General features: G+C 63.9%; 21 protein-coding genes. 5 read left to right on the top strand and 16 right to left on the bottom strand.

What is annotated here, in order from left to right:
• Positions 1-22 precede the first annotated feature (22 nt).
• The 6 genes from ACOCMH_RS29715 to ACOCMH_RS29740 all read right to left on the bottom strand — a co-directional run bounded on the left by ACOCMH_RS29715 (position 23) and on the right by ACOCMH_RS29740 (position 8188).
• Positions 23-3049 carry a hypothetical protein gene (locus ACOCMH_RS29715; protein ID WP_427311040.1) on the bottom strand — a complete coding sequence of 1009 codons (3027 nt, stop codon included), beginning with the start codon at positions 3047-3049 and terminating at the stop codon, positions 23-25.
• A 122-nt stretch (positions 3050-3171) separates the two neighbouring features.
• The gene (locus ACOCMH_RS29720) at positions 3172-3672 is read right to left on the bottom strand and encodes a virion core protein, T7 gp14 family (protein WP_427311041.1); all 501 of its coding nucleotides are present in this window, start codon (positions 3670-3672) and stop codon (positions 3172-3174) included.
• 22 nt (positions 3673-3694) lie between these two features.
• Positions 3695-3940, bottom strand: a complete 246-nt coding sequence (locus tag ACOCMH_RS29725; protein ID WP_427311043.1) for a hypothetical protein — start codon at positions 3938-3940, stop codon at positions 3695-3697.
• Positions 3941-4561: 621 nt separating this feature from the next.
• Positions 4562-4789 carry a hypothetical protein gene (locus ACOCMH_RS29730; protein WP_427311045.1) on the bottom strand — a complete coding sequence of 76 codons (228 nt, stop codon included), beginning with the start codon at positions 4787-4789 and terminating at the stop codon, positions 4562-4564.
• A gap of 1021 nt (positions 4790-5810) precedes the next feature.
• The gene (locus tag ACOCMH_RS29735; protein ID WP_427311046.1) at positions 5811-6623 is read right to left on the bottom strand and encodes a BRO-N domain-containing protein; all 813 of its coding nucleotides are present in this window, start codon (positions 6621-6623) and stop codon (positions 5811-5813) included.
• 1001 nt (positions 6624-7624) lie between these two features.
• Positions 7625-8188: a recombinase family protein gene (locus tag ACOCMH_RS29740; protein WP_427311048.1), complete on the bottom strand. Its 564-nt coding sequence runs from the start codon at positions 8186-8188 to the stop codon at positions 7625-7627.
• A 396-nt stretch (positions 8189-8584) separates the two neighbouring features.
• Between ACOCMH_RS29740 and ACOCMH_RS29745 the strand changes: the two genes are divergently transcribed.
• Positions 8585-9094, top strand: coding sequence for a DUF4145 domain-containing protein (locus ACOCMH_RS29745; RefSeq protein WP_427311050.1), 510 nt, complete (start codon positions 8585-8587; stop codon positions 9092-9094).
• Positions 9095-9133: 39 nt separating this feature from the next.
• Here the strand turns inward: ACOCMH_RS29745 and ACOCMH_RS29750 are convergent, their stop codons facing one another.
• Complete coding sequence (locus tag ACOCMH_RS29750) at positions 9134-9454, bottom strand: hypothetical protein (RefSeq protein ID WP_427311052.1); 321 nt, start codon at positions 9452-9454, stop codon at positions 9134-9136.
• Between the two features lie 308 nt (positions 9455-9762).
• Here ACOCMH_RS29750 and ACOCMH_RS29755 point away from each other — a divergent pair, with 308 nt between their 5' ends.
• From ACOCMH_RS29755 to ACOCMH_RS29770, 4 genes are all read left to right on the top strand, one after another.
• Positions 9763-11010: a hypothetical protein gene (locus tag ACOCMH_RS29755; RefSeq protein WP_427311054.1), complete on the top strand. Its 1248-nt coding sequence runs from the start codon at positions 9763-9765 to the stop codon at positions 11008-11010.
• 499 nt (positions 11011-11509) lie between these two features.
• Positions 11510-12187 carry a M48 family metallopeptidase gene (locus tag ACOCMH_RS29760; protein ID WP_427313393.1) on the top strand — a complete coding sequence of 226 codons (678 nt, stop codon included), beginning with the start codon at positions 11510-11512 and terminating at the stop codon, positions 12185-12187.
• Between the two features lie 433 nt (positions 12188-12620).
• Positions 12621-14306, top strand: a complete 1686-nt coding sequence (aspT, locus tag ACOCMH_RS29765; RefSeq protein ID WP_427311055.1) for an aspartate-alanine antiporter — start codon at positions 12621-12623, stop codon at positions 14304-14306.
• Positions 14307-14396: 90 nt separating this feature from the next.
• A complete protein-coding gene (locus tag ACOCMH_RS29770) occupies positions 14397-16022 on the top strand; it encodes a bifunctional aspartate transaminase/aspartate 4-decarboxylase (protein ID WP_427311057.1) in 1626 nt (541 codons plus the stop codon).
• Between the two features lie 66 nt (positions 16023-16088).
• Here ACOCMH_RS29770 and hutG read toward each other — a convergent pair whose 3' ends face one another.
• From hutG to ACOCMH_RS29815, 9 genes are all read right to left on the bottom strand, one after another.
• Positions 16089-16901 (bottom strand): N-formylglutamate deformylase, encoded by an 813-nt coding sequence (gene hutG / locus ACOCMH_RS29775; protein ID WP_427311058.1) that lies wholly within the window; start codon positions 16899-16901, stop codon positions 16089-16091.
• A gap of 34 nt (positions 16902-16935) precedes the next feature.
• Positions 16936-18339: a formimidoylglutamate deiminase gene (locus ACOCMH_RS29780; RefSeq protein ID WP_427311060.1), complete on the bottom strand. Its 1404-nt coding sequence runs from the start codon at positions 18337-18339 to the stop codon at positions 16936-16938.
• Positions 18336-19589, bottom strand: a complete 1254-nt coding sequence (hutI, locus tag ACOCMH_RS29785) for an imidazolonepropionase (RefSeq protein WP_427311062.1) — start codon at positions 19587-19589, stop codon at positions 18336-18338. Before hutI ends, ACOCMH_RS29780 begins: the two co-directional genes overlap by 4 nt.
• Positions 19586-20188 (bottom strand): HutD/Ves family protein, encoded by a 603-nt coding sequence (locus tag ACOCMH_RS29790; RefSeq protein ID WP_427311064.1) that lies wholly within the window; start codon positions 20186-20188, stop codon positions 19586-19588. The genes hutI and ACOCMH_RS29790 overlap by 4 nt, the downstream gene beginning before the upstream one ends.
• Positions 20185-21885: a urocanate hydratase gene (gene hutU / locus ACOCMH_RS29795; RefSeq protein WP_427311066.1), complete on the bottom strand. Its 1701-nt coding sequence runs from the start codon at positions 21883-21885 to the stop codon at positions 20185-20187. The genes ACOCMH_RS29790 and hutU overlap by 4 nt, the downstream gene beginning before the upstream one ends.
• A 208-nt stretch (positions 21886-22093) precedes the next feature.
• On the bottom strand, positions 22094-23668 hold the full coding sequence (hutH, locus tag ACOCMH_RS29800; protein ID WP_427311068.1) for a histidine ammonia-lyase: 1575 nt from the start codon (positions 23666-23668) through the stop codon (positions 22094-22096).
• Between the two features lie 63 nt (positions 23669-23731).
• Positions 23732-24493, bottom strand: a complete 762-nt coding sequence (gene hutC / locus ACOCMH_RS29805; protein WP_171515791.1) for a histidine utilization repressor — start codon at positions 24491-24493, stop codon at positions 23732-23734.
• Between the two features lie 6 nt (positions 24494-24499).
• On the bottom strand, positions 24500-25279 hold the full coding sequence (locus ACOCMH_RS29810; RefSeq protein ID WP_012353726.1) for an ABC transporter ATP-binding protein: 780 nt from the start codon (positions 25277-25279) through the stop codon (positions 24500-24502).
• Entirely contained in the window at positions 25276-26145 is an 870-nt protein-coding gene (locus tag ACOCMH_RS29815) for an ABC transporter permease (RefSeq protein WP_427311070.1), read from the bottom strand. The genes ACOCMH_RS29810 and ACOCMH_RS29815 overlap by 4 nt, the downstream gene beginning before the upstream one ends.
• Positions 26146-26162 lie beyond the last annotated feature (17 nt).

A 26162-nucleotide genomic window follows, 5' to 3' on the forward strand; every position in this document is an offset into this window, starting at 1 on the left:
ATGCCGGGGCAAAGTGAACTGTCTACTGCGAAAGCCGGGAGGCTTCCCGAATGCCTTGCACGAACGCTGCGGGGCCAGCAATCATCAACGCCCGCAGTTTGTTTCGGCGGACATCCTCCACGCGGCTCCCTTCAGAGTTCACGTAGGTAACGCGCAAGGCGTCCTGAAAGCCCTGAGCATCACCAGCAGCCAGCTTGCCAAGAGCCGTCTTGAACTGAGCTGGGTTGCCGGTCTGGTATGCCACATCTGCGAGAGCGGCCTTCTGGCCCTCGCTCATGGTTCCCCACATGCCTGGCTTGATGGCCTCTACCGATTGCTGAGCGAGGCCCACGTAGCGGGGCTTCGTGACACGTAGGAGCCGTGCTGCTTGCTCCTGCGTAATCTGCACCGTGCCTTCCTTGATGCCTTCTAGCTTCTCAGCAGGAATTCCGGCACGGCGGAAGTCTTCGGCCATCGTTTCCTTATTGGCGTTCAGGTTGTACCCGTAGCCGATGTTGTTCCCCGCCTTTGGGTTCGGGTCCTGAGTCGCCTTCAGGACCAGCCCTTCTCCCATTGCTGTGAGAGCAGCGAAGTGTTCCCCCTCTGCCACGAAAGACGCAGCTTGGTTCACCTGAATCTTCGAGCCCTGACCGGTAAGGCGGGACCCAGCGAGGCCAGTAAAATCGGGCTTGTCAGTGGGGAACAAGAAGCGCCGGGAGCTTACATCCGTGAATGCTTTCTCCTGAACCTGTTTAAGTTGCCGCGCTGTAGTCTCGTTGATCTGCCCCAGGCTCTTGGCTTTGGCAAGCAAGTCAGCGTTCTGTGCAAGGTCCTGCGCCGTGACAGAGCCGTCATTGAGCTTTTGCTTCAGCGCGCTCATGGAGGCCCGTTCGGTATCCGAAAGAATTTTCTGGGCTGCACCATACGTCATGATCTGACTAAACGTTACGTCCTCCAACTTGTGAATAGGAGCACCATTTACAAAGGCGGTGAGTTGGTAGTTGCCATCTTTGCTGTAGACCAGCCCAACGGATTGCATTGGTGACCGCGTTCCGCTGACAAACTCGCTCACCGACTCCATCGCGCCATGCAGGATGCCATCTTGAGGCACCATGCCGTACTTCTCTTGAGAGGCCTTGACGAATGAGCTAATTGCCCGGGCCACATCTGGACTAGCTTGACCATCCGGAACCTGCACATTAATTCGATTCGCTTGGTCATAGATGAAGTTGCCCTGAACCCTGCCCATGATGTACCTCCTAGCCTGCTCCGGAGTCGCGCTGGGATTTCGCTGGTAGTACCGCTGAAGGTCAGCTTGAGACCAGTTCGTAACCACGTTCTCATTGAGGGGAGCGCCGTAGCCGAACCGCTCAGCCATCCAGCCGACAAGGGGCCAACGCTGCCACCAATCGGTAGTAAGGTTCGCCACGGTTGCCGCTGTCTGCGCCTTCCACTCCGGTGTGCTGGAAAGCTCCTTTGCGAATTTGACAGACTCAGGCGATACGGCACGGTAGCCATTCTCCATTGCAGTCTTGGCACCAATGCCCCCTCGCACGTCGCGCGCGAAGGTATCGAAGACGGTGTCTGCCTTCTCGTCAAAGTACAGTGAACGCACTTGATCTGGGAGACCAGAATAGAGGGCCGCTGCAAGCATGAACTGACTTGATGGCTCCCCTCCTTTTGGCGGCACTGCATTGACCGTTCCGTCAATCAGAGCCTTCAGCCGAGAGTTCGCAATGTCACTGCGCCCTGAGCGCCCCGTGATGTCCACAATGGAACGAATCGCCTGTTGGACCTCAGGGAGCTGTGAGGGGTCGCCCCCTTGAGCTGAGGACGCAACCTGCATGAGAGTCTTCACGTCAGGGTCAGTGATGGTGTCCATCGCCTTCTGCGCGTGTTCCTTCGTGAGTCCCCATGCGGTCCCATTGCCGATGGCAGCCACAGACTGAGTGGTCACCTTCGCCTTTTCTGCCAGCTCCGTGTGATGTCGCCACGCAGTCAGCGCAGCGCCGGCGTTCTGGTACTGGTTAAGGGGGCCGATGCGGCTCACATAGGATTCAATCGGAGCCACATTGCCAGCCTTCGCTGCGTCCTCATCGGCTACTGCCTGCTTGAAGAAGTCAGCCTGCTGGCCCTGCTCAATCCGCTTGTTCTGCTGATTGACCGCCTGTTCCCGAGCGGAGGCAATGTGCGCCTTCATCTTCGGGTTCATATCAGCCAGCGTCAGGCCCGTTGCGGGGTCCTTGAAGTTGGTGAAGATGTCGAACAGCTCAGGCTGACCCCCAGCCTTGGCCGAGTTCATCTGCGCCTGCTGCAAGACCATCTCGGCCATCTCAGCGCGGGTCTGTAGGCCCATCTGCTTACGCACGGGCTCTACATCACTGACCAGCGCTTGGTACTGCTGCTCGGCTGTCTTCGATGGGTCCATAGCGGAGCCCAGCAGAGAGGACAGCGTTTGCGTAGCGTTCTCCTTCAAGCGCTGAAGTTGCACCTGGCGGAAGTCACCACGGACACTAGCGGCGGTCGCAGCGATGGACTTAGCGACAGCCTCACGGATTGCCGGGTCAGTGATGCCCTGTGTCTGCTCGCGGGTGTGCTGAGCTAGGAAGGCTTCCGGATTGAAGTCCTCAGCGTTCTTGCTCTGCTCATACTGGCCCAGAATGTCATTGCTGATCTGATTGCCAATCTTGGCCCCCACAGCCTGGCGGTAGCCCTGCGCGAAGGTGGGTGCGAAGGCGGGGTCAATCTGCTGGCCTTCAGGTAGCGCAGGGACTTGCACAGGACCATGCTCGGTGGGACCAAGGGTGTCCGCCAGTTGCCCGTTAGCTGCGCCAGCCTTGAATGCTGCGTCAGCCTCCTTGGCCCCCTGAACCTGCACGTACTGCTCAAGGGCTGGATTGAAGCTCTTCAGGCCCGTGATAAGGCCATTCAGAGTGGGGTCCTGAATGGGAGCTGCGAAGGTATCTACGGGGTGCGCTTGGGGGGTACTGAAGGTGGTCCGCTGGGATGCGCTGGCGGGGCCTTGTGGGCGCGCTGTGATGTCGCGCGGTGCTTGTTGTGGGTTCGGCATGGTGGTGGTGGTTCAGTGGGGATAGGATGTCACCCGCGAAGGGCTCTGAATTGCGAAGGAAACAGATGGGCGAAGACAAACGCTCGAACATCTGAAGGGGCTCGCCAGGAGCCCTGTAGAGGTCAGGTGGAGCCCTTAACGGTGGCATCGCCCTTCAGCTTGTTCATGCTGGTCTGGTAATTGACATACGCCCCACCGATTTGCAGCCCAGTACCAATGAGGCTTGGCGGTTGAATCTGAGCCTGCCTGCTTGTGACTGTGGCGTAGCTACCACGGGCTTGCTGGGCAAGCTGACGCTGAGCCGCCTGAGCATTGCCGCTGATGGCTGCCATGTCTTGACCGGCGTTGAAGTTGGCTTCGTTGTCCACGCGGTCATTCGTTCCGCCAGTGGTCCCAGACTCAGCCGATAGCGCCCTCAGGTGGGCGGTCTCAACCATCGCCTGGCGCGCGCGCTCGGACATCTGGTCCTTCGCCTGAGCATCCTGCTCGGCCTGCTGATTGCGAGCCTGAACTACGCTGTCGTCATAGGCGCGCTGGTTCGCATCGCTCTGCTTACTGGCCGCATGGTCAGCCTGCACAAAGCTGGCCGCAGCGGTGGCAGCACTGATTGCAAGAGAGGTCACCAGTAGCGTCGTAGTGGTCGGCTCACACATTGCCTAGGCCCCGGAAGAACAGACGGAAGACCTCGCCAGGCTTGCCGAAGCCAGCGCACTCATTACCAATGATGAAGCCCAAACGCTTGAGCCAGGCCACCGTAGCGGTGTTGTGGTCGCTCACCGCATTGCAGAGCATGCTGTAGCGGCCCTTGATGCTGTCCAGCCATGCGCGGGGGTGTTCGAACATGAGGCGCGGGTGCTGCTCCACCTCAGGGGCGCACAGCATCCAGACCATGCCCAGTTCCCCGTTACGCCCTACTCCGAAGGTAGCGACCACGTCACCGTTCTTCAGACAAGACCAAGCCTCATCGGAAAACCGGATTCCATCCAAGAGGCGGTCAACGGAGGGCCGATCACTGACCCGATAGAGTTCATCAAGGTCACTAGCGCGGAGCCGTGGGGCCAACGCAGCGGCGTCCTCTGGGGTTGCTGGGCGGTACTCGATACCGTCTCGAGTGGGCGCAGGGGGCCATACGGGCGTGCGCTGGCCTCGCTTGGCGCGATGTTTGTTTGCTGACATGGTTATGACTGGAGGACGAAAGGGAAAGCCGCAGGGATGGCAGGTGCCACCTCCACGGACCAGACCGGACAGGGAGTGTCTATCCCCCAGTGGCGCTGAAACGGTCAGATGGGAAGCGCCGGGTGAGAAGCTGCATATCGGGAAGTGCCATCAACGCTATCCCGCAAAAATCAGCTTTTTATCGAAAGGCGGGTTTTAGGGGTGCAATTGCCCGCTGCCCCTTGCTGTATAAGGCTTTGCGGGCTCCAGAAACGACAAAAGCGCCGACCGATTACCGGAGGGCGCTTCTTGGTGCGGCTGCCGGGGCCGCTGCGGATTACTCGCGAGAGTGTGGGTTTAGGCTTCCAGCGATGCAGACACCAGCCAGCGGCGCAGGATGAGCAGCTCCCAGCTACCCTTCTCCTCGCCTGCGTAGGCCTCGAACATGCGCGGGATGCGGGCACGCTCTACGTAGTCAGGACAGATGTGCAAGGCTCGCTTGCCGATGCGGAGGATGCTGGAGGCGCCGTCAATGGACAGCGAGAGGGGAATGCGGGGGAAGCGGGCGATACTGAAGACGGACATGCTTAAACACTCCAACAGAGCAAGTGCGCTTGGCAGGGCTGCTTCGCGTCACTGAGACCTCATGATACATACGCTGTATGTATGCGTCAATTCATCGTGTTGGCTTGAAATCTGGATGCTCGCCCAGCTTGATAAGGAGCAGCTCCCACGCAGCCAAGGGCATAGGTCGATGGTTCGAGCTTCCTTCCGGGGCGCTCCAAGCGTGCCAGGCCGTTACTGAAGCGTGGACCAATTGAGCGGCTTCGCCCCGGGTCAGTCCGTGCCGCTTGATGGTCTCGCGGAGCTGCTCCGGAGTGGGCTTCGTGAGTGTGAGCATGTGGGGAGCCTTGCGGTGTCAGTTTTCGATACCTGAAAGTTTACGCGGGGTCACAGCCGTTTACCACTGGCTTACCATGTGGCCTTTCGCTTATCCCATTCGGAGACCAAGGTGGAGGCAGACAACCACTACAAGCCAGTAGCAGACACATCTAACCCTCAGGCCCCCGGAAGGCTTCAGCGCCTTCTAACCATGCTCATCAAAGAGCGGGCCATCTGCGGCGCTGTCCTTACCATGGGGTGCTACTTCATAGGCTCAACGTACCACTCACGGTTCCTTGGTCATTTCCATCTGGATAGTCAGCTATTCCCGCTCGATACCGCGCGCTATTTCGTTCTAGGGGCACTAGCCGTCTTTAACTTCTGCGCCAATGCCCTAGGCGCGATGAACAGCCACCCGGCCCAAACAGCTCTTTGGGGCCTCGCGGTTGCCGCCTATGTGGCTGGCGTGGCCTGGCTCTTCGGCACAGAGCCCAAGGGCAGCCCAGCGAGTGGGAAGCGTTTCGAGACTGTGCGGCGCTGGCTTGAGAAGCTGAGCGAAATGCAGAGGCTCAAAGCAGCGATGCTGTGGGTCTTGATGGCGGTCCTTGGCCTGTACCTCATCCTCGCCTCCTTACTTGCCATCCTGCTGATAATTGGCTTGCCGGCCATCATTGGAGAGGTCGCAGCAAAGGCCGACTATCGGGATACCGTAAAGGCGTATGAGTCAGGGTGCAACGCTCCCGGCCCTGTCAGGTGCTTCCGGCTGGAACAAGATGGCAAGCCACCAATCGAGGGCTTCATCGTTGCATCTTCGCCAGAGCAGGTTGCCCTGTTTAACAAAGGCAGCATCAGTGTCCTTCCGCTGAAGGGCAACAGGCTTACATCGGTTGAGCCCCAAGGGAAGCAGTAGCATCCCGCTCAGGGTCCGGACGAAGGTCGTAAGGGACTCCTGCCTGTCTGCGATGACTTCATCAAACGCGGCAGCCTTCGGAGCCAGTACGGCCTTCTCAGCTTCCTGCTCGTCCACCCGTTTGCCCAATCCCATGACAATCTCTCCCTTGGCCTTCTCGGACAGATTGGGGAGGTAATGGGAGACAAACGCTTCCGCAGCGTTGGTCGTGGGGGCTACGTAACCGCCGTGCTTACGGATGCTCGGGAGGACTTCTGAGGTAACCCAGCGTTTGAACACCTTGGCCTCTGGCTTCTTACTGCTGAGGATGAGGGAGTACAGGCCGGATTCGTTGATGGATGATGCCCTCGGATTGCCCCGGGTATTTCCATAACGATTCGTTAGGGTATTCAGGTCGATAGGCTTCCGGTCATCGTCGTCCACGTGGTCAGCCAAGGACTTGCTGACGTTCACGTAGCCCAGCACATCGCAGATGTCCTTAGCGATGAACCAAGGTTCTCCCTGCTCGTCCGTAACGGTGCGGATTTGGTGGGCTTTGAAGGCGAAGGTGGTCAGATGGTTGATGGTGGCGTTACCAGAAGGACAAAGAGCCGGGATTGCCCCGGCCCTATTCAATGCGCACGTCACGATGGCATCTCTGCGGCCTACCCCTTTTTGAGCATGCCGCGCATGACAAACACTGCGACAACACTTAGAACCAAGGCCCCAACTAGCAGATTAGCAGTGGTGAACAACTTCCCCACAGCTATGTCATGCTGATAATCAGAATTAGCCTGAAGGGATGCGAAGCAATCCTTTCGCAGCTCAGGGAGACCCGTGTAGTTCTTCCCGCAATTATCCCGAGCCTCCTCCGCCGATTTCCTGTGCTCAGCTCCATATGTTTGAGCAAAGGGCATGATCGTACTTGCGATAAGCCCGCCAACAAGACCCGCCCCTAAGGCTATCTCTGCATCTGCCAAAGCACGCCGATGTTCTGCACGGGATTGATATAGCCGTTCATACCGGTCATTCGCTCTTTCCAGCCGGTCATATAGTCGGCCATCGCTGACGCTCTGCCCCCCAGCCGCCATGGAAGCACTGACAAGCTTTAGAAATACTGTGAAGTGCTTTCTCAATCGAGACACACCTGACGCTCCCAGAAGCTCCCAAGGGGTTCGATACACCGCCACAAGATAGGATTCCCGATGCGGCTTGGACCATGCTGAGCGATGGGGATGAACCGTGACGGTACACATCCCGCTTACATGTAGCGAATAAACTAGTGCCGCATGCTCCTCCATGACTGGGCTACTCTTGCCATCAAAGGAATCGATTGTCAGAGGGCGAAGGAGGCGGTTTGCGATGGCGTTGACTTGAAAGCTGTAGGCTCCTGCTGGCTGACTCGCCACAAAAAAACGATGTGGGCCGCCCTCAGTCAAGGTAGTCAACTCACTAGCCATTTCCCCAAGTAAGGGCTCCAGGCAAATTCGCCAATTCAGATGCGCAAAATCTGCAACATCTGTAGCGCGCGCATTGACCAAACGCTCGGCAGATGCGAGTTCCCTAATAGTCTTCCTCTTCCACATCCAGCCCATTGCCGTCCCTTGATCTCTTTGAGGGCGCCATGTTAGCGGAAATCACTGAGCTACTTAGGACTGCCTTAGGTACTGATACAGGGTCTCCCTGCTGATTCCCAAGTCCCGTGCAATGGCAGCCTTCTTCTCCCCTGCCTCCGCCCGCTGCTTGAGCAAGGCTACCTGCTCAGGGCTCAGCGATGCCTTACGGCCCTTGTAGACGCCCTTCTCCTTGGCGATAGCGATGCCCTCACGCTGGCGCTCGCGAATCAATGACCGCTCGAACTGTGCGAAGCCGCCCAGCATTGTCATCATCAGGGTAGCCATCGGGTCATCGTTCTGGCCGCTGAAGGTGAGCCGCTCCTTCACGAACTCGACGCTAACATGCTTGGCGGTCAGTTCACGGACCATGCGGAGGAGGTCTTCAGTGTTCCGGGCCAGGCGGTCCATTGAGTGGACCACCAGCGTATCGCCTTCCCGCAAATAGTCCAGTGCTGCTTGGAGCTGGGGCCGGTGAATGTCCTTGCCGCTGGCCTTGTCCATGAAGGTCTTGTCCACGGCCACGCCCTCAAGCTGGCGTTCCGTGTTCTGGTCTACCGTGCTGACTCGCACATAGGCGACCCGCTTGCCTGCGTTCATATCCTTGGCTCCCTGCCGTCGAAAGTGTCAGGATGAACTCTAAGACCCATCACGGGTAGTGTCAAGAAATTCTGAAATTAACCCTATCCTGACACGTATTGCAGAGGTCACCTGACGCCCAGCATGGGTGTACCCAAAGCTGACATCTCCAGACGCACCACGTCCTCTCTTGTGCTAAAAAGCCGACTGGACTTCACAGAGGTGCGTATGGCGACGATAAATGAAACTGGTAACGTGATTGCGCGATGCCCCACGTGCAAAGGCGCGCTCGCAACCTTCCAATGGCTAAAGGAAGGGCGGCAAGATCATGGTGCCATTGTGCGCGGGGATGATCGTCGCTCCACTCATTACCGGCTATTCCGCTGCGGGGGCTGCGGGCGAGGTGCCCTAGGCATCGTGGACGTTCAAGGCCCGTATCCCGGTTTCATTAGGCAACTGAAGGCCTTCGCATGGGAATCGATTGAGCAGCTTCAACTGCCACCCGCAACGCCGGTTGGGATTGCAGCAGAGTTCCGCGAGGGCGAACGGTGTTTGGAGGCTGGCTGCTTCCGAGCAGCCGCTGGGATGTTTCGTTCGGTCCTAGACAAGACGCTTCGCGCGAATGGCTACAAGGTGAAAAAAGGCACTCCGCTAGAACAGCAAATCGACATGGCTGCCAACGATGGTGTAATCACGGCAGCCAGGCGAAAGCGCGCACATGAAGAGATTCGCGTACTAGGGAATGACGTCTTGCATGAAGCATGGCGAGAGGTCCCTGGCGAAGAGGTGGAGACATCCCGACGCTACGCTCAGCATCTGCTCCATGACTTCTATGACGACAGGGAAACGGTCTTAGCGATACTTCGGGAGAAGGGGCGCGTGGCGGAGGAGGATGTGCCACCAGAAGAAGGCGGGCCAGAAACCTGAGGCATGGGCCGAGGGTTTTAAGGCAATCTTCACAACCCGTTAGAACTCCCGGCTCTTAATTTTCATCAGAGACCAAGCGACAAACATGAGCTGCCGCTTCCGCTCCCACTGGCTGGCATGGAGAGCGCAGCGCGGGAAGACCTCGGAGTAAGCCAGCCAGAGGGGCCTGTAATCGTCCTGCTCGCTGAGCTTGGTAAGTCGGTACTTCTCCTCCGGACTCAGCCGCTGCATGAGGCATTCGATGGTCTCCCCATCCTCAGCTTGCCTGGCAGCTTCATAGCGTTCAGAGACTATCCAGCCCGCAACGAGACTTGCAGCGAAGCCTGCTGCTGCCCAGTAGTGCCACGCCTTCCCAGCCATGTGTCCCCTCTCGATTGCCTATGCTTGGCGGTCGATTCTAGGAGCCAGGCTCTGCTGCCCCCTTCCCCTACCTCAGAGGGATTCATGCTGCTGCCGCTATTGGGTACACGCGCGTGCGTCTAATGGGCTGCGCGCGTTCACTATGGCGCGGGTGCGCATGCTGGCGCGCGAGGGGGTACGGGGGGAACCCGGCGCTGCGGCTTTATCAGATGACCTCTCGCACTTCTTCCATGAACATTTCAGTCCCTACAGGAAAGCCCCACGGAGGTGATAACCTAGCGCGGTCCCAATAGCGCGCCTGCCCGTTCATGAAAGAAGCTACGGTCCACTCCCTAGTAATCGCCCGCACCCTGCTTGAACAGGCCCAGCCGCTCTGCGCCGCAGATGACAGGTACATTGCCTCAGCGGGACTTGTGATCCTTCAGGACGCCCTTGAGGTGGTCCTATACGCCCTACTGATAGAGCTGGGAGTGGACGAAAAGAAGAACCTTGAGTCCAAGAGCTTCGATGAGCTGGTGGGTGAGTTGAAGTCTGCCGGAGTAGTGGTCCCCAAATCCGGAACACTGAAGGCGTTGAATAAGCAGCGCGTGCTGACAAAGCACTATGCACAGGTTGCGGAGCCCATCACAGTCCGCAACTACTACGATGCAGCCTCGGCGGCCATTGATGCGATGACAATGGCGGTAGTGGGCAAGAGCATTCGGGAGCTATTCATCGCGGACATCCTTGAGGATGGCGAGCCGAAAGAACACCTGAAGGCTGCCGAAGCTGCCGTGGCCAAAGGGCGCTATTTAGACTCCCTGATAGAAACAAGGAAAGCAATCTACATTGAGTTTGAAGACACGTACAACGTCTATGGCTGGCGGGACCACGACAGCAGGAAGGAGCTAGGCATACTCGGGATGTTCGGCAAAGGCGGATGGAACGCCCCGAGTTGGACAAAGAACAAGAAGTGGATAGACGAACACGTGAAGGTGCCAACTGATTACATCCAAATCGATTACCAGCATTTCCGCCTCCAAGCTCTGGAGCTGGGAATTCACACCGTCGAGCTAGAGAACCTCCGCCACATGACCCCGGATGTTTTCCGAGTGGACAAGAAGAGTGGTTGGTCTGTCCGTTACGCTGCTGAGTTCGAAGCGAATAATGCGACCGTGGAAAACGCGCGCTACTGCCTCGATAGGGCTGTCTCAATACTGCTCAAGAAGCAGATGCACAGGGACGCGGCGCGGAGGCCAAGTAGCAGCATCCCGTTTGACCCGCCCACGGTCTACATCGGGAGCGAAGTCTACAGCCGCCCAGACACAGGATCAGAAGTCGTGCATGTGGTTGCTGAGGGGTACACCTACTCCATCAAGGCAGTCTTGGACGGACTAGACGGCAAAGACCGCTACTATGAAGTCTGGGCGGAATCGGAGGCGAAGGAGGAAGGCAGTACGGGCAGAGGCTTGCTAGGCATGGCGAAGGATTTCCATCATGGTTACCTGCTGAAGCGCCCAGAATTGCCGGACCTTCCACCTTCGGAATTGCAGGGCGAAGACGTAGGCAGCGCCTAACTACGCAATTCGGTTCCCATCTTGGCTCCCCGGTTCGGTTCCCACTCAGCCAGCTCAGCGTGATCCCCCTCCAGAGTACAAAGGGGGGGGACAGCATCGGTTCGTGGTAACCTCTGTGGTAATTCTTCAATCCTACCACAGCGCAAAGCCAAGCCCAGTAAGGCTTTCCGGCTAGCGTCCTGAGTTCGAAAGTCCGACCCCGGGCACCATCTTTCCAGAGCTCTCCCGAAGTCCGCGCCCCGGTTCCACGAGTGCATTGCGAGCCTCGTCGCCGCAGTCCACCCGCATCAGACCGCATCGGACGCGCCAGCCTGTGCCGCAATCCGCGACCCTGTCGGACTGCGTCCACTGGCACGCCGCCGCCGCGCTTCCTATCCTATGGCATTGCCTTCGACCGGAGCCCGATGTGAAACGACCTGCCCCACGCCGCCCTCTTGCCTCACTCGCCCTTTCCACCCTCGCCTGTTCCGCGCTGCTGGCCGGCTGTGCCGGCGCCAACATGGAAAGCCTGACCCAGGCCGGCGGCAGCCTGTTCACCGCCGCGACCCTGTCGGACAGCAATGTCAAGACTCTGTCTGACCAGTCCTGCGCCGAGATGGACAAGAAGAACACCATCGCGGCGGCAGACAGCACCTACACCCGGCGCCTGGCCACCGTGATGAGCGGCCTGGGCAATACCGGGCTGCCGCTCGACGCCAAGGTCTACGTGACCAAGGACATCAATGCGTGGGCCATGGCCAACGGTTGCGTGCGGGTCTACAGCGGGCTGATGGACCTGTTGAGCGACGATGAGGTGCGTGGCGTGGTCGGCCATGAGATCGGCCATGTCGCGCTGGGCCACACCAAGGCGGCGATGCAGGTGGCCTACACCGCGGCTGCGGCGCGCGGGCTGCTGGGGTCGACCGGCATCGCTTCGCTGACGGCGCTGTCTTCGTCGCAGGTGGGCGCGCTGGCCGAGCAGTTCGTCAATGCACAGTTCTCGCAGCGCCAGGAGACCGCGGCGGACGATTATTCCTTTGACCTGCTGACGAAGAACGGCGCCAATCGCCAGGCGCTGGCGTCGGCGTTCCGCAAGATGTCGACGCTCGACGGCGGGCAATCGAGCATGCTCAGTTCGCATCCGGGTTCGCTGGAGCGCGCCAAGCATATCGAGGCGCGCCTCGCCGGCGGGCGCTGAGACCCGCGCATTCGCTGTTGCCGCCGCACCCGTCCGGGTGAGGCGGTTCTCCCCTGCATCGCCTGCGCAGCACGCGTCGCCCACCCGCGCTCTCGCCCTCGTCCGCCACCGCCGCCTCAAACCGCGCGCGCCATGTTGACGGCGTTTAATTCGCCGACAAAAGCTTTCAGTACCTCCGCCCCAACACGGCAGACATAATCGCTACGCCGCCTCGACACGGCCGCTGCGGACCGCGCGCGGTACTCGTTCCGCACCGCCGCTACGCGCGCCGTCATCGCCATGGCAGTCATTGGCCGTGACCGCCTTCATGCCGAGGGACATCCGGACTCGCCCTTTTCCAGAGGGAGCCCACTGTCCCACGTAGCCGTGCCCGGCGCCCCCGCATCGGATGCAACAACTACCCAACTCGCTTCACTCGCCTCAGGAGCCTTTGATGGATTGGTTGCACGAGATTTTCCAGAAGTCGCCCGAATCCGCACTGTTCCTTGCGCTGTCGGTCGGCTACGCGATCGGCAAGATCACCTTCGGGCGCTTCCAGCTGGGCGGGGTGGCCGGCTCGCTGCTCGCCGCGGTGGTGATCAGCCAGGTCGGCGTCGAGATCGACAACGGCGTGAAGGCGGTGATGTTCGCGGTCTTCATCTATGCGGTGGGCTATGAAAGCGGCCCGCAGTTCTTCAACTCGCTCAACCGCAGTTCGCTGCGCGAGATTGCCATGGCGGTGTTCATGGCGGTATGCGGCCTGGTCACGGTGGTGGTGCTGGCCAAGCTGTTCCATCTCGACAAGGGCCTGGCCGCGGGCCTGGCCGCCGGCGGCATGACGCAGTCGGCCATCATCGGCACGGCCGGCGACGCCATTACCAAGCTGGGCCTGCCGCCCGACCAGGTCAAGACGATGCAGGCCAACGTGGCGGTCGGCTATGCGGTGACCTATGTGTTCGGCTCGCTCGGCGCGATCATCGTTTGCGTCAACATCCTGCCGCGCTTCATGAAATCGGACCTGAAGACCGATGCCAAGAAGGTCGAGGCCCAGCTCAATGGCGGCCTGCCGCAGTATGGCCCGGGCCAGCGCGGCGCGCTGCCGCGAGTGGTCGGGCGGCTGTATCGTGTCAACGATGCTTCCGGCCAGACCATCGCGCAGCTGGAGATGGGCGGCGACGACCTGGTGACCGTGGAAAAGGTGCAGCGCGCCGGCAAGCAGATCGAGGTGACGCAGGACCTGGTGCTGCAGCACGATGACCTGGTGCTGCTGGTCGGCCGCCGCGATGCCATGGTGCCGACGGCGGCGCAGATCGGCAAGGAAGTGGCCGATGCCGACGGCATGGGCGCGGTGATGCAGTCACGCAACGTGGTATTTACCGCCAAGGGCATGAACAACAAGACCGTGGCCGAGATCGTCGACATGGTCGGGCGCGACATGCGCCATGGCGTCTATATCGAGCGCATCGAGCGCTACGACCACCCGCTGCCGCTGCTGCCCGACCTGAAGCTGCAGCACGGCGACATCATCACCATCTACGGCACCCCGGCCGACACCAGGCGCGCGGCGCAGACGGCCGGTTATGAGCTGGTCCCCAGCGAAAAGACGGACTTCGTCTACTTCGGCGCCGGCGTGCTGGTGGGCCTGCTGGTGGGCCTGCTGGTGTGGCGCGCCGGCTCGATTCCGCTGACGCTGGGCGCCGGCGGCGGCGCGCTGCTGTCCGGCCTGGTGTTCGGCTGGGCGCGCTCCAAGCACAAGATGTTCGGCGCCATGCCGACCGCCGCGTGCCAGCTGCTGAAAGACTTCGGCCTGGCCGCGTTCGTCGCCATCGTCGGCATCAATTCCGGCTTGCAGGCCGTGACCACGCTGCGCCAGAGCGGCTTGACCATCTTCATCCTGGGCGCGGTGGTGACACTGCTGCCGCTGTTCCTGACCATGCTGTTCGGCCGCTACGTGCTGCGGTATGACAACGCCGCGCTGCTGGCCGGCGCGCTGTCGGGCTCGCGCAGCGCCAACCCCGCCTTCGGCGGCATTCTCGACAAGGCCGAAAGCCCGGTGCCGACGGTGCCCTTCGCCATCACCTATGCGCTGGCCAACGTGCTGCTGACGCTGCTGGGCCCGCTGGTGGTGGGCCTGGTCTAGCGTTTCTCTTTGCCTCTCCGCTGCTGCGCGGGCCATGCCACGGGCGTTGGCCCGCCAACCAACCGACAAGCGTCTACACAGGAGCAAGCCATGAGCAAGTTCGATATCTCCAAGCTGTCCAGCCTCTCGCCGTTCGAACTGAAGGATGAACTGATCAAGCTGGCCAGCAGCGACGCCGAGCGCCTGATGCTCAATGCCGGCCGCGGCAACCCCAATTTCCTGGCGACGGTACCGCGCCACGGCTTCTGGCAACTGGGCCTGTTCGCGATGCGCGAATCGGAGCGCTCGTTCTCGTACATGCCGGAGGGCGTTGGCGGTTTTCCGCGCCGCGACGGCATCGAAGAGCGCTTCGACCTGTTTGCGCGCGAATACGCCGACATCCCGGGGGTGAAGTTCCTGGCCGGCGCGGTCTCCTACGTGCGCGACCAGCTCGGCCTGAGCGCGGGCGACTTCCTGTACGAGATGTGCGAAGGCATCCTGGCCTGCAACTACCCGGTGCCCGACCGCATGCTCAGGCTGTCGGAAACCATCGTCAGCCAGTACATCCGCAAGGAGATGATCGGCGACCATCCCTTCATCGGCGAGTTCGACCTGTTCGCGGTGGAAGGCGGCACCGCCGCCATGACCTACCTGTTCAACACCATCCGCGAGAACCACCTGCTCAAGGCCGGCGATACCATCGCGCTGGGCATGCCGATCTTCACGCCGTATATCGAGATCCCGGAACTGAACGACTACCAGCTGGTGGAGCTGTCGGTCGACGCCGATCCGGATTCACGCTGGCAGTATTCGAAAGCACAGCTCGACAAGCTGCGCGATCCCAAGGTCAAGGCCTTCTTCCTGGTCAACCCGAGCAATCCGCCGTCGGTGCGCATGAGCGACGAGAGCCTGGAGTACCTGGCCTCGATCGTCGAGGAGCGCCCGGACCTGATCATCCTGACCGACGATGTCTATGGCACCTTCGCCGACAACTTCGTCTCGCTGTTCGCGATGTGCCCGCGCAATACCATCCTGGTGTATTCCTTCTCCAAGTACTTCGGCGCGACCGGCTGGCGCCTGGGCGTGATCGCCACCAACCGCGACAATATCTTCGACCTGCAGATCGGCAAGCTGCCGGAAGCCACCCGCCAGGATCTGAACAAGCGCTACAGCTCGATCACCACCGAACCGCAGAATCTGAAGTTCATCGACCGCCTGGTCGCCGACAGCCGCACGGTGGCGCTGAACCACACCGCCGGCCTGTCGACGCCGCAGCAGGTGCAGATGGTGCTGTTCTCGCTGTTCTCGCTGATGGATACGCCGGACGCCTACAAGAATGCGATGAAGCGGCTGATCCGCAGCCGCAAGGCCGCGCTGTATCGCGAGATCGGCATTGCGCCGGACGCGGACGATCCCAACGCCGTCGACTACTACACGCTGCTCGATCTCGAACAACTCGGCGGCAAGGCGATCGGGCCCGAGTTCGTCAAATGGGTGCTGAATTCGGTCGAGCCCAACGAGCTGCTGTTCCAGCTGGCCGACGAGGCCGGCGTGGTGCTGCTGCCGGGCCGCGGCTTCGGCACCCGCCATCCGTCCGGGCGGGTCTCGCTGGCCAACCTGAACGAAGCGGACTACGCCAAGATCGGGCGCTCGATCCGCAAGCTGTTCGAGGCGTATGTGGAGAAGTACAACGAGGTCACCGGCAGCAAGGTGAGCAAGTACGTGGTGAAGAAGTAGGCCTGCGCCAGGCCTGCCACGGAGCCCGGCATCGCGCCGGGCTTTTCCTTTTCGTCCTGCCGGTCCTCAACGGGACTCGACAAACCCCAGCACCGTCGCCAGCATGCCGCGCAGCGCCGGCTGCAGCGCCGTCGCCAGCGCCTCGTCGTAGGCAAACGGGTAGACCTCGCTCATGTAGGCGCACTGCGACAGCTCCAGCTGCACCGCATGCACGCCCTCGGCCGGCTTGCCGTATTGCCGGGTGATGTAGCCACCCTTGAAGCGCCCGTTGAGCACCGCGGTATGGCCCGGCACCGCACTGGCCTGCTCCAGCAGCTGGCTGGCCAGCGCGGCGTCGCAGCTGTCGCCGTTGGCGGTGCCGAGGTTGAAGTCGGGCAGCTTGCCGTCGAAGAAGCGCGGCAGCACCGAACGGATCGAATGCGCGTCCCACAGCGCGACCGTGCCGTGCGCGGCCTTCAGCCGTGCCAGCTCGGCGGCCAGCGCCTGGTGGTACGGGTGCCAGATCGCGTCGCGCCGCGCGGCGATTTCCGCGTCGTCGGGACCGTTGCCGTCGGCATAGAGCGGCGTCTTGTCGAAGGTATCGACCGGGCACAGGCCGGTGGTGTCCTGGCCGGGATAGAGGTTGGCGTTGTCGGGGGGGCGGTTCAGGTCGACCACATAGCGCGAGTGCGTGGCCACCAGCACCGACGCGCCCAGGTCGCGGGCGAAATCGTACAGGCGTTCCAGGTGCCAGTCGGTGTCGGCCACGGTGCGCGCTTCGGCGGTCAGGCGCTGCGAGACGGACGCGGGCAGGTGCGTGCCGACGTGCGGCATCGACACCAGCAACGGGCGCGTGCCGCGGTGCAGGGTGAAAGCGGAGGTATCGGTGGAAAAGGACATGGTCATTGCGATGCAGTGGGCGTGCGCCCGGGTCTCAGTCGGCCAGCAGGCTGGCGCGTGCCGCGATGAACAGGCGCCCGGCCTCCGCCTGCAGCGGATGCGCGCCATGCTGCACGCGGATGCGGCCGGCGGTGCGGACTTCCGCTAGTGTCTCATGGCCGTGGCAGGCAAACACATGCGTGGCCAGCGCCTGGGCCCCGTCGAGGCCCGCCAGCGTCGGATGCGCGCCGTCCAGCACCACGAAGTCGGCCTGCTGGCCCGCTGCCAGTCCGGCCACCGCGCGGGCCGAGGCGCGCGCGCCGCCGGCCACCGCTTCCAGGTACAGGCGGTCCGCCACCTGCGCATGCGTGTCGGACGCCAGCACGTTGCGCCGCTGCAGTCCCAGCCGCTGCCCGTATTCGAACAGCCGCAGCTCCTCGGCCACGCTGACGCTGGCATGGCTGTCCGAGCCGATGCCCCATGCGCCCTGCTGCGCCAGGTAGGGCGCGGCCTCGAATACGCCGTCGCCCAGGTTGGCCTCGGTGGTCGGGCAGATGCCGGCCACCGCGCCGCTGTGGGCGAGGCGCCGGCGCTCGTCCCAGTCCATATGGGTGGCGTGCACCAGGCACCAGCGCGCATCGACTTCGACATGGTCGAACAGCCACGTCACCGGGCGCGTGCCCGACCATGCGATGCAGTCGTCGACCTCTTTCTGCTGCTCGGCGATATGGATATGGATGGGGGCCTGCGCGTCGATGTCCCGCAGTCCCGCCAGCGCGTGCGCCAGGCTTGGTTCCGGCACCGCGCGCAGCGAGTGCGGCGCCAGCCCGAGGCGCGCGCCGGACTGCGCGCACGCGGGGCGCAGCCGTTCCAGCAGCTTCAGCATCGCATCGGTGTCGTGCAGGAAGCGCCGCTGCCCGGCCAGTGGCGGCTTGCCGCCAAAGCCCGCGGCCTGGTACAGCACCGGCAGCAGCGTCATGCCGATGCCGGTGCGCTGGGCCGCGCGCAGCAGCCGCAGCGACATCTCGGCGGCGTCGGCGTATGGCCTGCCGCCCTCGTCATGATGCACGTAGTGGAATTCGCACACGCTGGTGTAGCCCGCGCGCAGCATCTCGATATAGAGCTGGGTCGCGACCGCCTCCAGTGTGTCGGGCGAGAGCCGCTGCGCGAAGCGGTACATCAGCGTGCGCCAGCTCCAGAACGAATCGGCGCCGGCCGGATCATCGCCCTGCGGGCGGCTGCGGAATTCCGTCAGGCCGGCAAAGCCGCGCTGGAACGCATGCGAATGCAGGTTGGGCATGCCCGGCACTACCGGGCCCGCCGCATGCGGCACGCCGGCGGCGGGCGTTGCCCCCGGCTGCACGGCGGTGAAGCGGCCCGGCTCGTCCCAGGCCAGCAGCACGTCGCGGGCCCAGCCGTCCGGCAGCAGCGCAAATGGCGCAAACAGTTGTCCGCTCATGCAGTGGCTCCCTCGCAGGCATGGACGCGCCCCTGGCGCACCACCGTCGCGACCGGGTTGCGGCCGAACCAGTACGCCAGCTCGGCCGGCGAATCGATGCGCCACAGCGCGAAATCGGCAACCCGCCCCGCCGCCAGCCGCCCGTGGCGATCGGCGGCGCCGAGCGCGCGCGCCGCGTGCATGGTCACGCCGGCCAGCGCCTCTGGCACCGTCAGGCGGAACAGGGTGCACGCCATATTCATCATCAGCAGCAGCGACGTCACCGGCGACGTGCCGGGGTTGTGGTCGGTGGAGATCGCCATCGGCACGCCGTACTGGCGCAGCAGCGCGATCGGCGGCAGGTTGGTGTCGCGCAGGAAATAGTAGGCCCCGGGCAGCAGCACCGCGACCGTGCCGGCTTCGGCCATCGCCGCCACGCCGGCCTCGTCGAGATGCTCGAGATGGTCGGCCGAAAGCGCACGGTGGCGTGCCGCCAGCGCGGCGCCGCCGAGGTTGCTCAACTGCTCCGCATGGAGCTTGACCCGCAGCCCGTGGCGCGCGGCGGCGTCGAACACCCGTTCCGTCTGCGCGATCGAGAAACCGATCGACTCGCAGAAGGCATCGACGGCATCGACCAGGCCTTCGCCGGCGAGCGCCGGCAGCATGGTGTTGCAGACCAGGTCGATATAGTCGTCGGCACGGCCCGCGTACTCCGGCGGCAACGCGTGAGCGCCGAGGAAGGTGGTGTAGACCGAGATTCCGAACTGCTCGCCCAGCCGGCGCGCCACGCGCAATTGCTTGCGTTCGGCTTCCAGGTTCAGCCCGTAGCCGGACTTGATCTCGATGGCGGTAACGCCCTCGGCCAGCAGCGGCTGCAGGCGCGCCGCGGCCTGCGCGAACAGCGTGTCTTCGTCGGCGGCGCGCGTGGCGCGCACTGTCGAGACAATGCCGCCGCCGGCGCGCGCGATCTCTTCATAGCCCGCGCCGGCCAGGCGCATGGCGAATTCGTCGGCGCGCTGGCCCCCATAGACCAGGTGCGTATGGCAGTCGACCAGCCCCGGCGTGATCCAGGCTCCGTTGGCGTCATGGCGCGGGGCACCGCGCCAGGCCTCGGGCAAGTCCGCCGCGACGCCCAGCCAGGCGATACGTCCGCGCTCGACCACCAGCGCGGCATCGCGAACGGCCTGCGCGGGATCGGCATCGGGCAGCAGGTGGCAGTTGTGCCAAACGCCGTCCGCGCTGGGGGCGGGCGGCAAGGAAGTCGGTGTCATTGACCAGGCTCCATGTCGAGGGTGACGCACAGGCACAGGGCCGCATCACCGGCAGGTTCGAACGCCAGCGTCGCTGCCGGGCCGTCCGCGCGAAGCAGCGCGCCTTCGCCCGCTTGCAGCCGCATGGCGGCATCCTTGGCCTGCCAGGCACCGCTGACGGCCAGCAGGCACAGCGCATGGCTGTCGGTGCTGATGGCAAACGCAGCGCGGAACGCTTCGACGCGCGCGCGGCAATGGCCACGCCGCGTCATCACGTTGAAGTCGCGCGTGGCGCCGTCGAGCAGCGCCGCCTGCAGGCTGGTATCGCCGGAGAAGCCGAACGGCTCGCCGACGCGTTCCAGGCGATGGCTGAAGCTGCCGTCGTCCGCGCACAGCGTCACGCCCGCGCCGTCCAGCAGCACGATCTGGCGATCGATGCCCGGAAACGCCGAGAACGGGCCGTCGCGTTCGATATCGGCGACGCTCAGGCGCCAGATAAAGTCATCCATGCCGGCGGCCGGCGGCCACACCGCGATCTCGCGCGTGTTGCCGCCGCCGTTCTTCCAGCGCGTGGGCGCGATATCGGCCAGCGCGAAGGGTTGAGATGGCACCGGGCTCATGCGCCCTTCACCATCGGCAGGTCCAGGCCCTTCTCGTGCGCGCATTCGATGGCGAGCGCGTAGCCCGCATCGGCATGGCGCATCACGCCGGTGGCCGGATCGTTCCACAGCACGCGTTCGATGCGCTTTGCCGCGGCGTCAGTGCCGTCGCAGACGATCACCACGCCCGCATGCTGCGAAAAGCCCATGCCGACGCCGCCGCCATGGTGCAGGCTGACCCAGGTGGCACCACCCGCGGTATTCAGCAGCGCGTTCAGCAGCGGCCAGTCGGACACCGCGTCGGAGCCATCGCGCATCGCTTCGGTCTCGCGGTTCGGCGATGCCACCGAGCCGCAGTCCAGGTGGTCGCGGCCGATCACCACCGGCGCCTTCAGCTCGCCCGACTTCACCATCTCGTTGAAGGCCAGCCCCGCGCGGTGGCGCTCGTCCAGCCCCACCCAGCAGATGCGCGCCGGCAGGCCCTGGAAGGCGATGCGGTCGTGCGCCATGTCGAGCCAGCGGTGCAGGGACTTGTCCTCGGGGAACAGTTCCTTCATCTTGGCATCGGTCTTGTAGATATCTTCCGGATCGCCCGACAGCGCGACCCAGCGGAACGGACCCTTGCCGCGGCAGAACAGCGGGCGGATATAGGCGGGCACGAAGCCGGGGAAATCGAAGGCGTTCTGTACGCCTTCGTCAAACGCGACCTGCCGGATGTTGTTGCCGTAGTCGACCGTCGGCACGCCCATCTTCTGGAAGTCGAGCATGGCCTGCACGTGCCTGACGATCGACGGGCGCGCGGCGGCCTCGACTGACTTGGGATCGTGCTGGCGTGCATGCTCCCACTGCGCAACCGTCCAGCCTTGCGGCAGGTAGCCGTTGACGAGGTCGTGCGCCGAGGTCTGGTCGGTGACGATGTCCGGGCGCATGCCGCCGGCCTGCGCGCGCTTGGCCAGTTCCGGCACGATGTCGGCGGCGTTGCCGAGCAGGCCCACCGAGATCGCCTGCTTCTTCTGCGTGGCCTCGGCGATCATCGCCAGCGCCTCATCCAGCGTGGTGGCCTTCTTGTCGAGATAGCGCGTGCGCAGGCGGAAATCGATGCGCGATTCCTGGCACTCGATCGCCAGCACGCAGGCACCCGCCAGCACGCCCGCCAGCGGCTGCGCGCCGCCCATGCCGCCCAGGCCCGCGGTCAGGATCCACTTGCCCGACAGGTCGCCGCCGTAATGCTGGCGGCCGGCCTCGACAAAGGTCTCGTAGGTGCCCTGCACGATGCCCTGCGTGCCGATGTAGATCCACGAGCCCGCGGTCATCTGGCCGTACATCATCAGCCCGGCGCGGTCCAGTTCGTTGAACTTGTCCCAGTTGGCCCAGTGCGGCACCAGGTTGGAGTTGGCGATCAGCACGCGCGGCGCGTCGGCATGGGTGCGGAACACGCCCACCGGCTTGCCCGACTGCACCAGCAGCGACTCGTCTTCACCGAGGCGGCGCAGGCTATCCAGGATGGCGTCGAAGCATTCCCAGTTGCGCGCGGCCTTGCCGATGCCGCCGTACACCACCAGGTCCTGCGGGCGCTCGGCCACGTCGGGATCGAGGTTGTTCTGGATCATGCGGTAGGCGGCTTCGATCAGCCAGTTCTTGCAGTGCAGCTGGGTGCCGCGCGGCGCGCGGATCTCGCGCTGGCCGCTCTGGAGGGCTTGGGGTTCGGGAGCGTTCATGTTGTGTTCTCCATTGGATAGCGCTGGTAGCGCGAGCAGGCCGGTATCGTGGCGATTGGTATGTCGTCGGTTTTGGGCTACGCTGGCCCTCACCCCCGGCCCCTCTCCCGCGCGCGGGAGAGGGAAGCAAACCACTGGCCTCTCCAGCACTGGCTGGGGTCTCCCCTCTTCCGCTTGCGGGAGAGGGGCGGGGGTGAGGGCCGGCGTATCAACCAGCGTTGGTCGGCAAGATTGCCCGAACCGCCGCAGGCCACCCCGCCCCCGCATCGCCCTGCACCACCCACTGCTTCATCGCCTCGATATCCGGCGCCAGGTAGCGGTCGCCTTCGACAAAATCCACCCTTGCACGGATACGTGCCAGTTCCTGCTCCACCAGCGGCGACGACTTCAGCGGCCGGTGGAACTCGATGCCCTGCGCCGCGGCCATGGCCTCGATGCCGACCACCACCGCGGTGTTGGCCGCCATCTCGCCCAGTCGGCGCGCGCCGTAGGTGGCCATCGACACATGGTCTTCCTGGTTGGCCGAGGTCGGCAGGCTGTCCACGCTGGACGGATGCGCCAGCGCTTTGTTCTCCGAGGCCAGCGCCGCGGCCGTCACCTGCGCGATCATAAAGCCCGAGTTCAAACCCCCGTCGCGCACCAGGAACGGCGGCAGGCCCGACAGGCCGGTATCGAGCAGCAGGGCCAGGCGGCGCTCGGAGATCGCGCCGATCTCGGCGATTGCCAGCGCGATGATGTCGGCGGCAAAGGCCACCGGCTCGGCGTGGAAGTTGCCGCCGGAGACCACGTCGCCCTGCGCCGAGAACACCAGCGGGTTGTCGGAGGCCGCATTGGCTTCGATCTGCAGGATGCGTGCGGCGTGCTGCAGGTTGTCCAGGCATGCGCCCATCACCTGCGGCTGGCAGCGGATCGAATACGGGTCCTGCACGCGGCCGCAGGCCTTGTGCGAGTCGACGATCTCGCTGCCGTCCAGCATCGCGCGCACGGCGCCGGCCACGGCGATCTGCCCGGCCTGGCCGCGGGCTTCATGGATGCGCGCGTCGAACGGCTTGACCGAGCCCTTGATGGCCTCCAGCGACAACGCGCCGGCGACCAGGCCGGCGGCAAAGGCGTCTTCGGCGGCGAACAGGCCCGCCAGCGCCAGCGCGGTCGACACCTGGGTGCCATTGAGCAGTGCCAGGCCTTCCTTGGGGCCCAGTTCGAACGCCTGCAAGCCGGCATGGGCCAGCCCTTCCGCGGCCGGCACGCGCTTGCCGCCCACCATCACCTCGCCCACGCCGATCAGCGTGCACGACATATGCGCCAGCGGCGCCAGGTCGCCCGAGGCGCCCACCGAGCCCTTGGCCGGGATGCATGGCGTCACGCCGTGATTGGCCAGCGCCAGCAGTGCCTCGATCAGTTCGGGACGCACGCCGGAATGGCCGCGCGCCAGGCTGACCGCCTTGGTGGCCAGGATCAACCGCACCGTGTCTTCGGCCAGGTCCGGGCCAGTGCCCACGCTGTGCGACAGCACCAGGTTGCGCTGCAATTGCGCCAGCTTGTCGTTGGGGATGCGCGTCTGCGCCAGCTTGCCGAAGCCGGTGTTGATGCCATAGACCACGGCGTCGGCGTCGATGATGTCCTGCACCGTGGCCTGCGCGGCGCGAACGCCCGCCCAGGCCGATTCGGCCATGGCCAGCCGGACCTCGCCGCGGTAGATGCGGCGCAGGTCGGCCAGGGTGACTTGGCCCGGCTGCAGCGTCAGCAGCGGACGGTTGGCTTGGTCATGTGGGCTCGCAGTCATTTGTATGTTCCTGTCTATACAGCTTAGGTGAAAATTTAGGTCGTCAGGCGGATTCTTGTGGAATCAGCCGAAAGCGGGATTGCCGTCGGCGCGGAAGCGGCTGCCGAGGCGGTAGCGGTTGCCCGGATGCAGGCAGCGCACAAAGGTCACCGGCACGCCGTTGGTCCAGGTGCGGCGCGTCAGCATCAGGCACGCCTGCGTCGGCGGCATTTCCAGCTGCGCGGCCTGTTCCGGCGTGGCAGCAATAGCGTCGACCACATGCTCGACCTGGTCGTAGGGCACATGGCGCAGCAGGTATTCGCCGGGCTGGGTCGCGCTGAAGTCCTGGCTGATGAAGTCTGGCGCCACGCGCGGGTTGACGTAGCGGTCTTCCAGCTGCACCGGCACACCGTCCTCGCGATGCACGCAGACCGAATGGAACACCGATTCGCCGGTGCGCAACTCCAGCGCCGCGGCCACCTCGATCGAGGCCGAGACGCGCTCGACCAGGATCACGTCGCAGGCGTAGTCATGCCCGCGCATGCGGATCTCGTCCTGCAGGTTGACCACCGACAGCAGCGTCGACTGCGGCTTGTGCTCGGCGACGAAGGTGCCCACGCCGGCCACGCGCACCACCCGCCCCTGCTCCTGCAGCTCGCGCAGCGCCCGGTTCACGGTCATGCGCGAGACGCCGAAGCGGTTCACCAGTTCCTGCTCCGACGGCACCCGGTCGCCCGGCTGCCACGCGCCGCTCTGGATCTGGCGGGCGATGTACTCCTTCACCTGCTGGTAGAGCGCGGTGGGAGAGGCAGAAGCGGAAGTCGGGGTGCCGGCGGCGTGGTTCATAAGGTCTTAGTGCTCGGCCGCGGCCATGGCCTCGGCGCGGATTTCCTCGGTCAGCCGCGCCTTGAGCGCGGAGAACTCCGGCGTGGTCTTGATCGTGTAATGGCGCGGGTGCGGAAAATCGACCGCGATTTCGCTCTTGATCCGACCCGGCCTGGCGGAGAACACCGCCACCCGGTTGGCCATGAAGATGGCCTCGTCGATATCGTGGGTCACGAATAATACCGTCTTGCGCGATGCCTCCCAGATGCCCAGCAGCAACTCCTGCATCAGCACGCGGGTCTGGTTGTCGAGCGCGCCGAAGGGCTCGTCGAGCAGCAGGATCTTGGGGTCGTTGGCCAGCGCGCGGGCAATCGCGGTGCGCTGCTGCATGCCGCCAGACAGCTGCTTGGGGAAATGGTGCTCGAAGCCGCGCAGCCCGACGCGCTGGATGAAGAAGTCGCTGCGCTCCTTCTGCTCGGCCGCGCTCATGCCGCGCTCGCGCAGGCCGAAGCGCACGTTCTGCTCGATCGTCAGCCACGGGAACAACGTGTACGACTGGAACACCATGCCGCGGTCCGCGCCCGGCGCGAACACCGGCTGGCCGTCAAGCAGCACGCGCCCGCTGGTCGGGGTATCCAGGCCCGCGACGATGCGCAGCAGCGTGGACTTGCCGCAGCCCGACGGGCCCAGGATGGTGACGAAGTCGTTGTCGCGCACTTCGAAATCGACCGGCTGCAGCGCCAGTGTCTGTCCGCCCCGCGGGTTGGAGAAGGTCCGCGAGACCTGCTGGATGGACAGTGCGCTCATTGGATCGAACTCCACGGGAACAGGCGCTGGTTGGCGCGCTTGAAGACAAGATCCGAGACCAGGCCGATGCAGCCGATCACGATGATGCCGAAGATGATCTGCCCGGTATTGAGCAGCGCCTGGCTGTCGGTGATCATGTGGCCGATGCCCGACGACGAGCCGATCAGTTCTGCCACGATCACGTAGGTCCAGGCCCAGCCCAGCACCAGCCGCAGGATCTCTGCGATCTCCGGCGCGGCGCCGGGGATCAGCACGCGCCGCACGATGCCGGCGCTGTTGGCGCCCAGCGTGTACGCGGCCTCGACCAGGTCCTTGCGCGCACCGCCGACCGCCACCGCCACCATCAGCACGATCTGGAAGAACGAGCCGATGAAGATCACCAGCAGCTTCTGGGTCTCGCCGATGCCGGCCCACAGGATCAGCAGCGGGATGAAGGCCGACGCCGGCAGGTAGCGGCAGAACGAGACAAAGGGCTCGAAGAAGGCCTCGGCCGCCTTGTACGCGCCCATGAAGATGCCCAGCGGCACCGCGAGCACCGCGGCCAGCACGAAGCCGCCGACCACGCGCCACACGGTCATGCCGATGTCGCCGATGAAGTTGTACTCGGTGAACAGGGTCAGGCCTTCCCTGGCCATCGTCATCGGGTCTGCCAGGAACGTGCGCGGCACGAAGCCGCCCAGTGTCACCACGGCCCAGATGCCGAAGAACAGCACGAAGAAGGACAGGCCGAGCATCCAGCGGGTGTTGGGCGCCACCGGCACCAGCGGTGCCAGCCACGGATGGCGCCGGCGCACCGGCGCTTCCCCGGCGGCGGGGGCCGCCACGGCGGCGGCCGGGGCGGGTGAACCAATGCGGGCTTGCGTCATGACGTCACGCCTCCTGA

Origin of the sequence: Cupriavidus sp. H39 (genome assembly GCF_050271075.1) — a bacterium.
Classification (GTDB): Bacteria; Pseudomonadota; Gammaproteobacteria; order Burkholderiales; family Burkholderiaceae; genus Cupriavidus; species Cupriavidus necator_B.

Bases quoted from the DNA above. Each gene is read 5' to 3' on its own strand.
- ACOCMH_RS29715 (WP_427311040.1), bottom strand. From the start codon at position 3,049: ATGCCGAACCCACAACAAGCACCGCGCGACATCACAGCGCGCCCACAA.
- ACOCMH_RS29725 (WP_427311043.1), bottom strand. From the start codon at position 3,940: ATGGTCTGGATGCTGTGCGCCCCTGAGGTGGAGCAGCACCCGCGCCTC.
- ACOCMH_RS29730 (WP_427311045.1), bottom strand. From the start codon at position 4,789: ATGTCCGTCTTCAGTATCGCCCGCTTCCCCCGCATTCCCCTCTCGCTG.
- ACOCMH_RS29740 (WP_427311048.1), bottom strand. From the start codon at position 8,188: ATGAACGCAGGCAAGCGGGTCGCCTATGTGCGAGTCAGCACGGTAGAC.
- ACOCMH_RS29750 (WP_427311052.1), bottom strand. From the start codon at position 9,454: ATGGCTGGGAAGGCGTGGCACTACTGGGCAGCAGCAGGCTTCGCTGCA.
- ACOCMH_RS29755 (WP_427311054.1), top strand. From the start codon at position 9,763: ATGAAAGAAGCTACGGTCCACTCCCTAGTAATCGCCCGCACCCTGCTT.
- ACOCMH_RS29760 (WP_427313393.1), top strand. From the start codon at position 11,510: ATGGAAAGCCTGACCCAGGCCGGCGGCAGCCTGTTCACCGCCGCGACC.
- aspT (WP_427311055.1), top strand. From the start codon at position 12,621: ATGGATTGGTTGCACGAGATTTTCCAGAAGTCGCCCGAATCCGCACTG.
- ACOCMH_RS29770 (WP_427311057.1), top strand. From the start codon at position 14,397: ATGAGCAAGTTCGATATCTCCAAGCTGTCCAGCCTCTCGCCGTTCGAA.
- hutG (WP_427311058.1), bottom strand. From the start codon at position 16,901: ATGTCCTTTTCCACCGATACCTCCGCTTTCACCCTGCACCGCGGCACG.
- ACOCMH_RS29780 (WP_427311060.1), bottom strand. From the start codon at position 18,339: ATGAGCGGACAACTGTTTGCGCCATTTGCGCTGCTGCCGGACGGCTGG.
- hutI (WP_427311062.1), bottom strand. From the start codon at position 19,589: ATGACACCGACTTCCTTGCCGCCCGCCCCCAGCGCGGACGGCGTTTGG.
- ACOCMH_RS29790 (WP_427311064.1), bottom strand. From the start codon at position 20,188: ATGAGCCCGGTGCCATCTCAACCCTTCGCGCTGGCCGATATCGCGCCC.
- hutU (WP_427311066.1), bottom strand. From the start codon at position 21,885: ATGAACGCTCCCGAACCCCAAGCCCTCCAGAGCGGCCAGCGCGAGATC.
- hutH (WP_427311068.1), bottom strand. From the start codon at position 23,668: ATGACTGCGAGCCCACATGACCAAGCCAACCGTCCGCTGCTGACGCTG.
- hutC (WP_171515791.1), bottom strand. From the start codon at position 24,493: ATGAACCACGCCGCCGGCACCCCGACTTCCGCTTCTGCCTCTCCCACC.
- ACOCMH_RS29810 (WP_012353726.1), bottom strand. From the start codon at position 25,279: ATGAGCGCACTGTCCATCCAGCAGGTCTCGCGGACCTTCTCCAACCCG.
- ACOCMH_RS29815 (WP_427311070.1), bottom strand. From the start codon at position 26,145: ATGACGCAAGCCCGCATTGGTTCACCCGCCCCGGCCGCCGCCGTGGCG.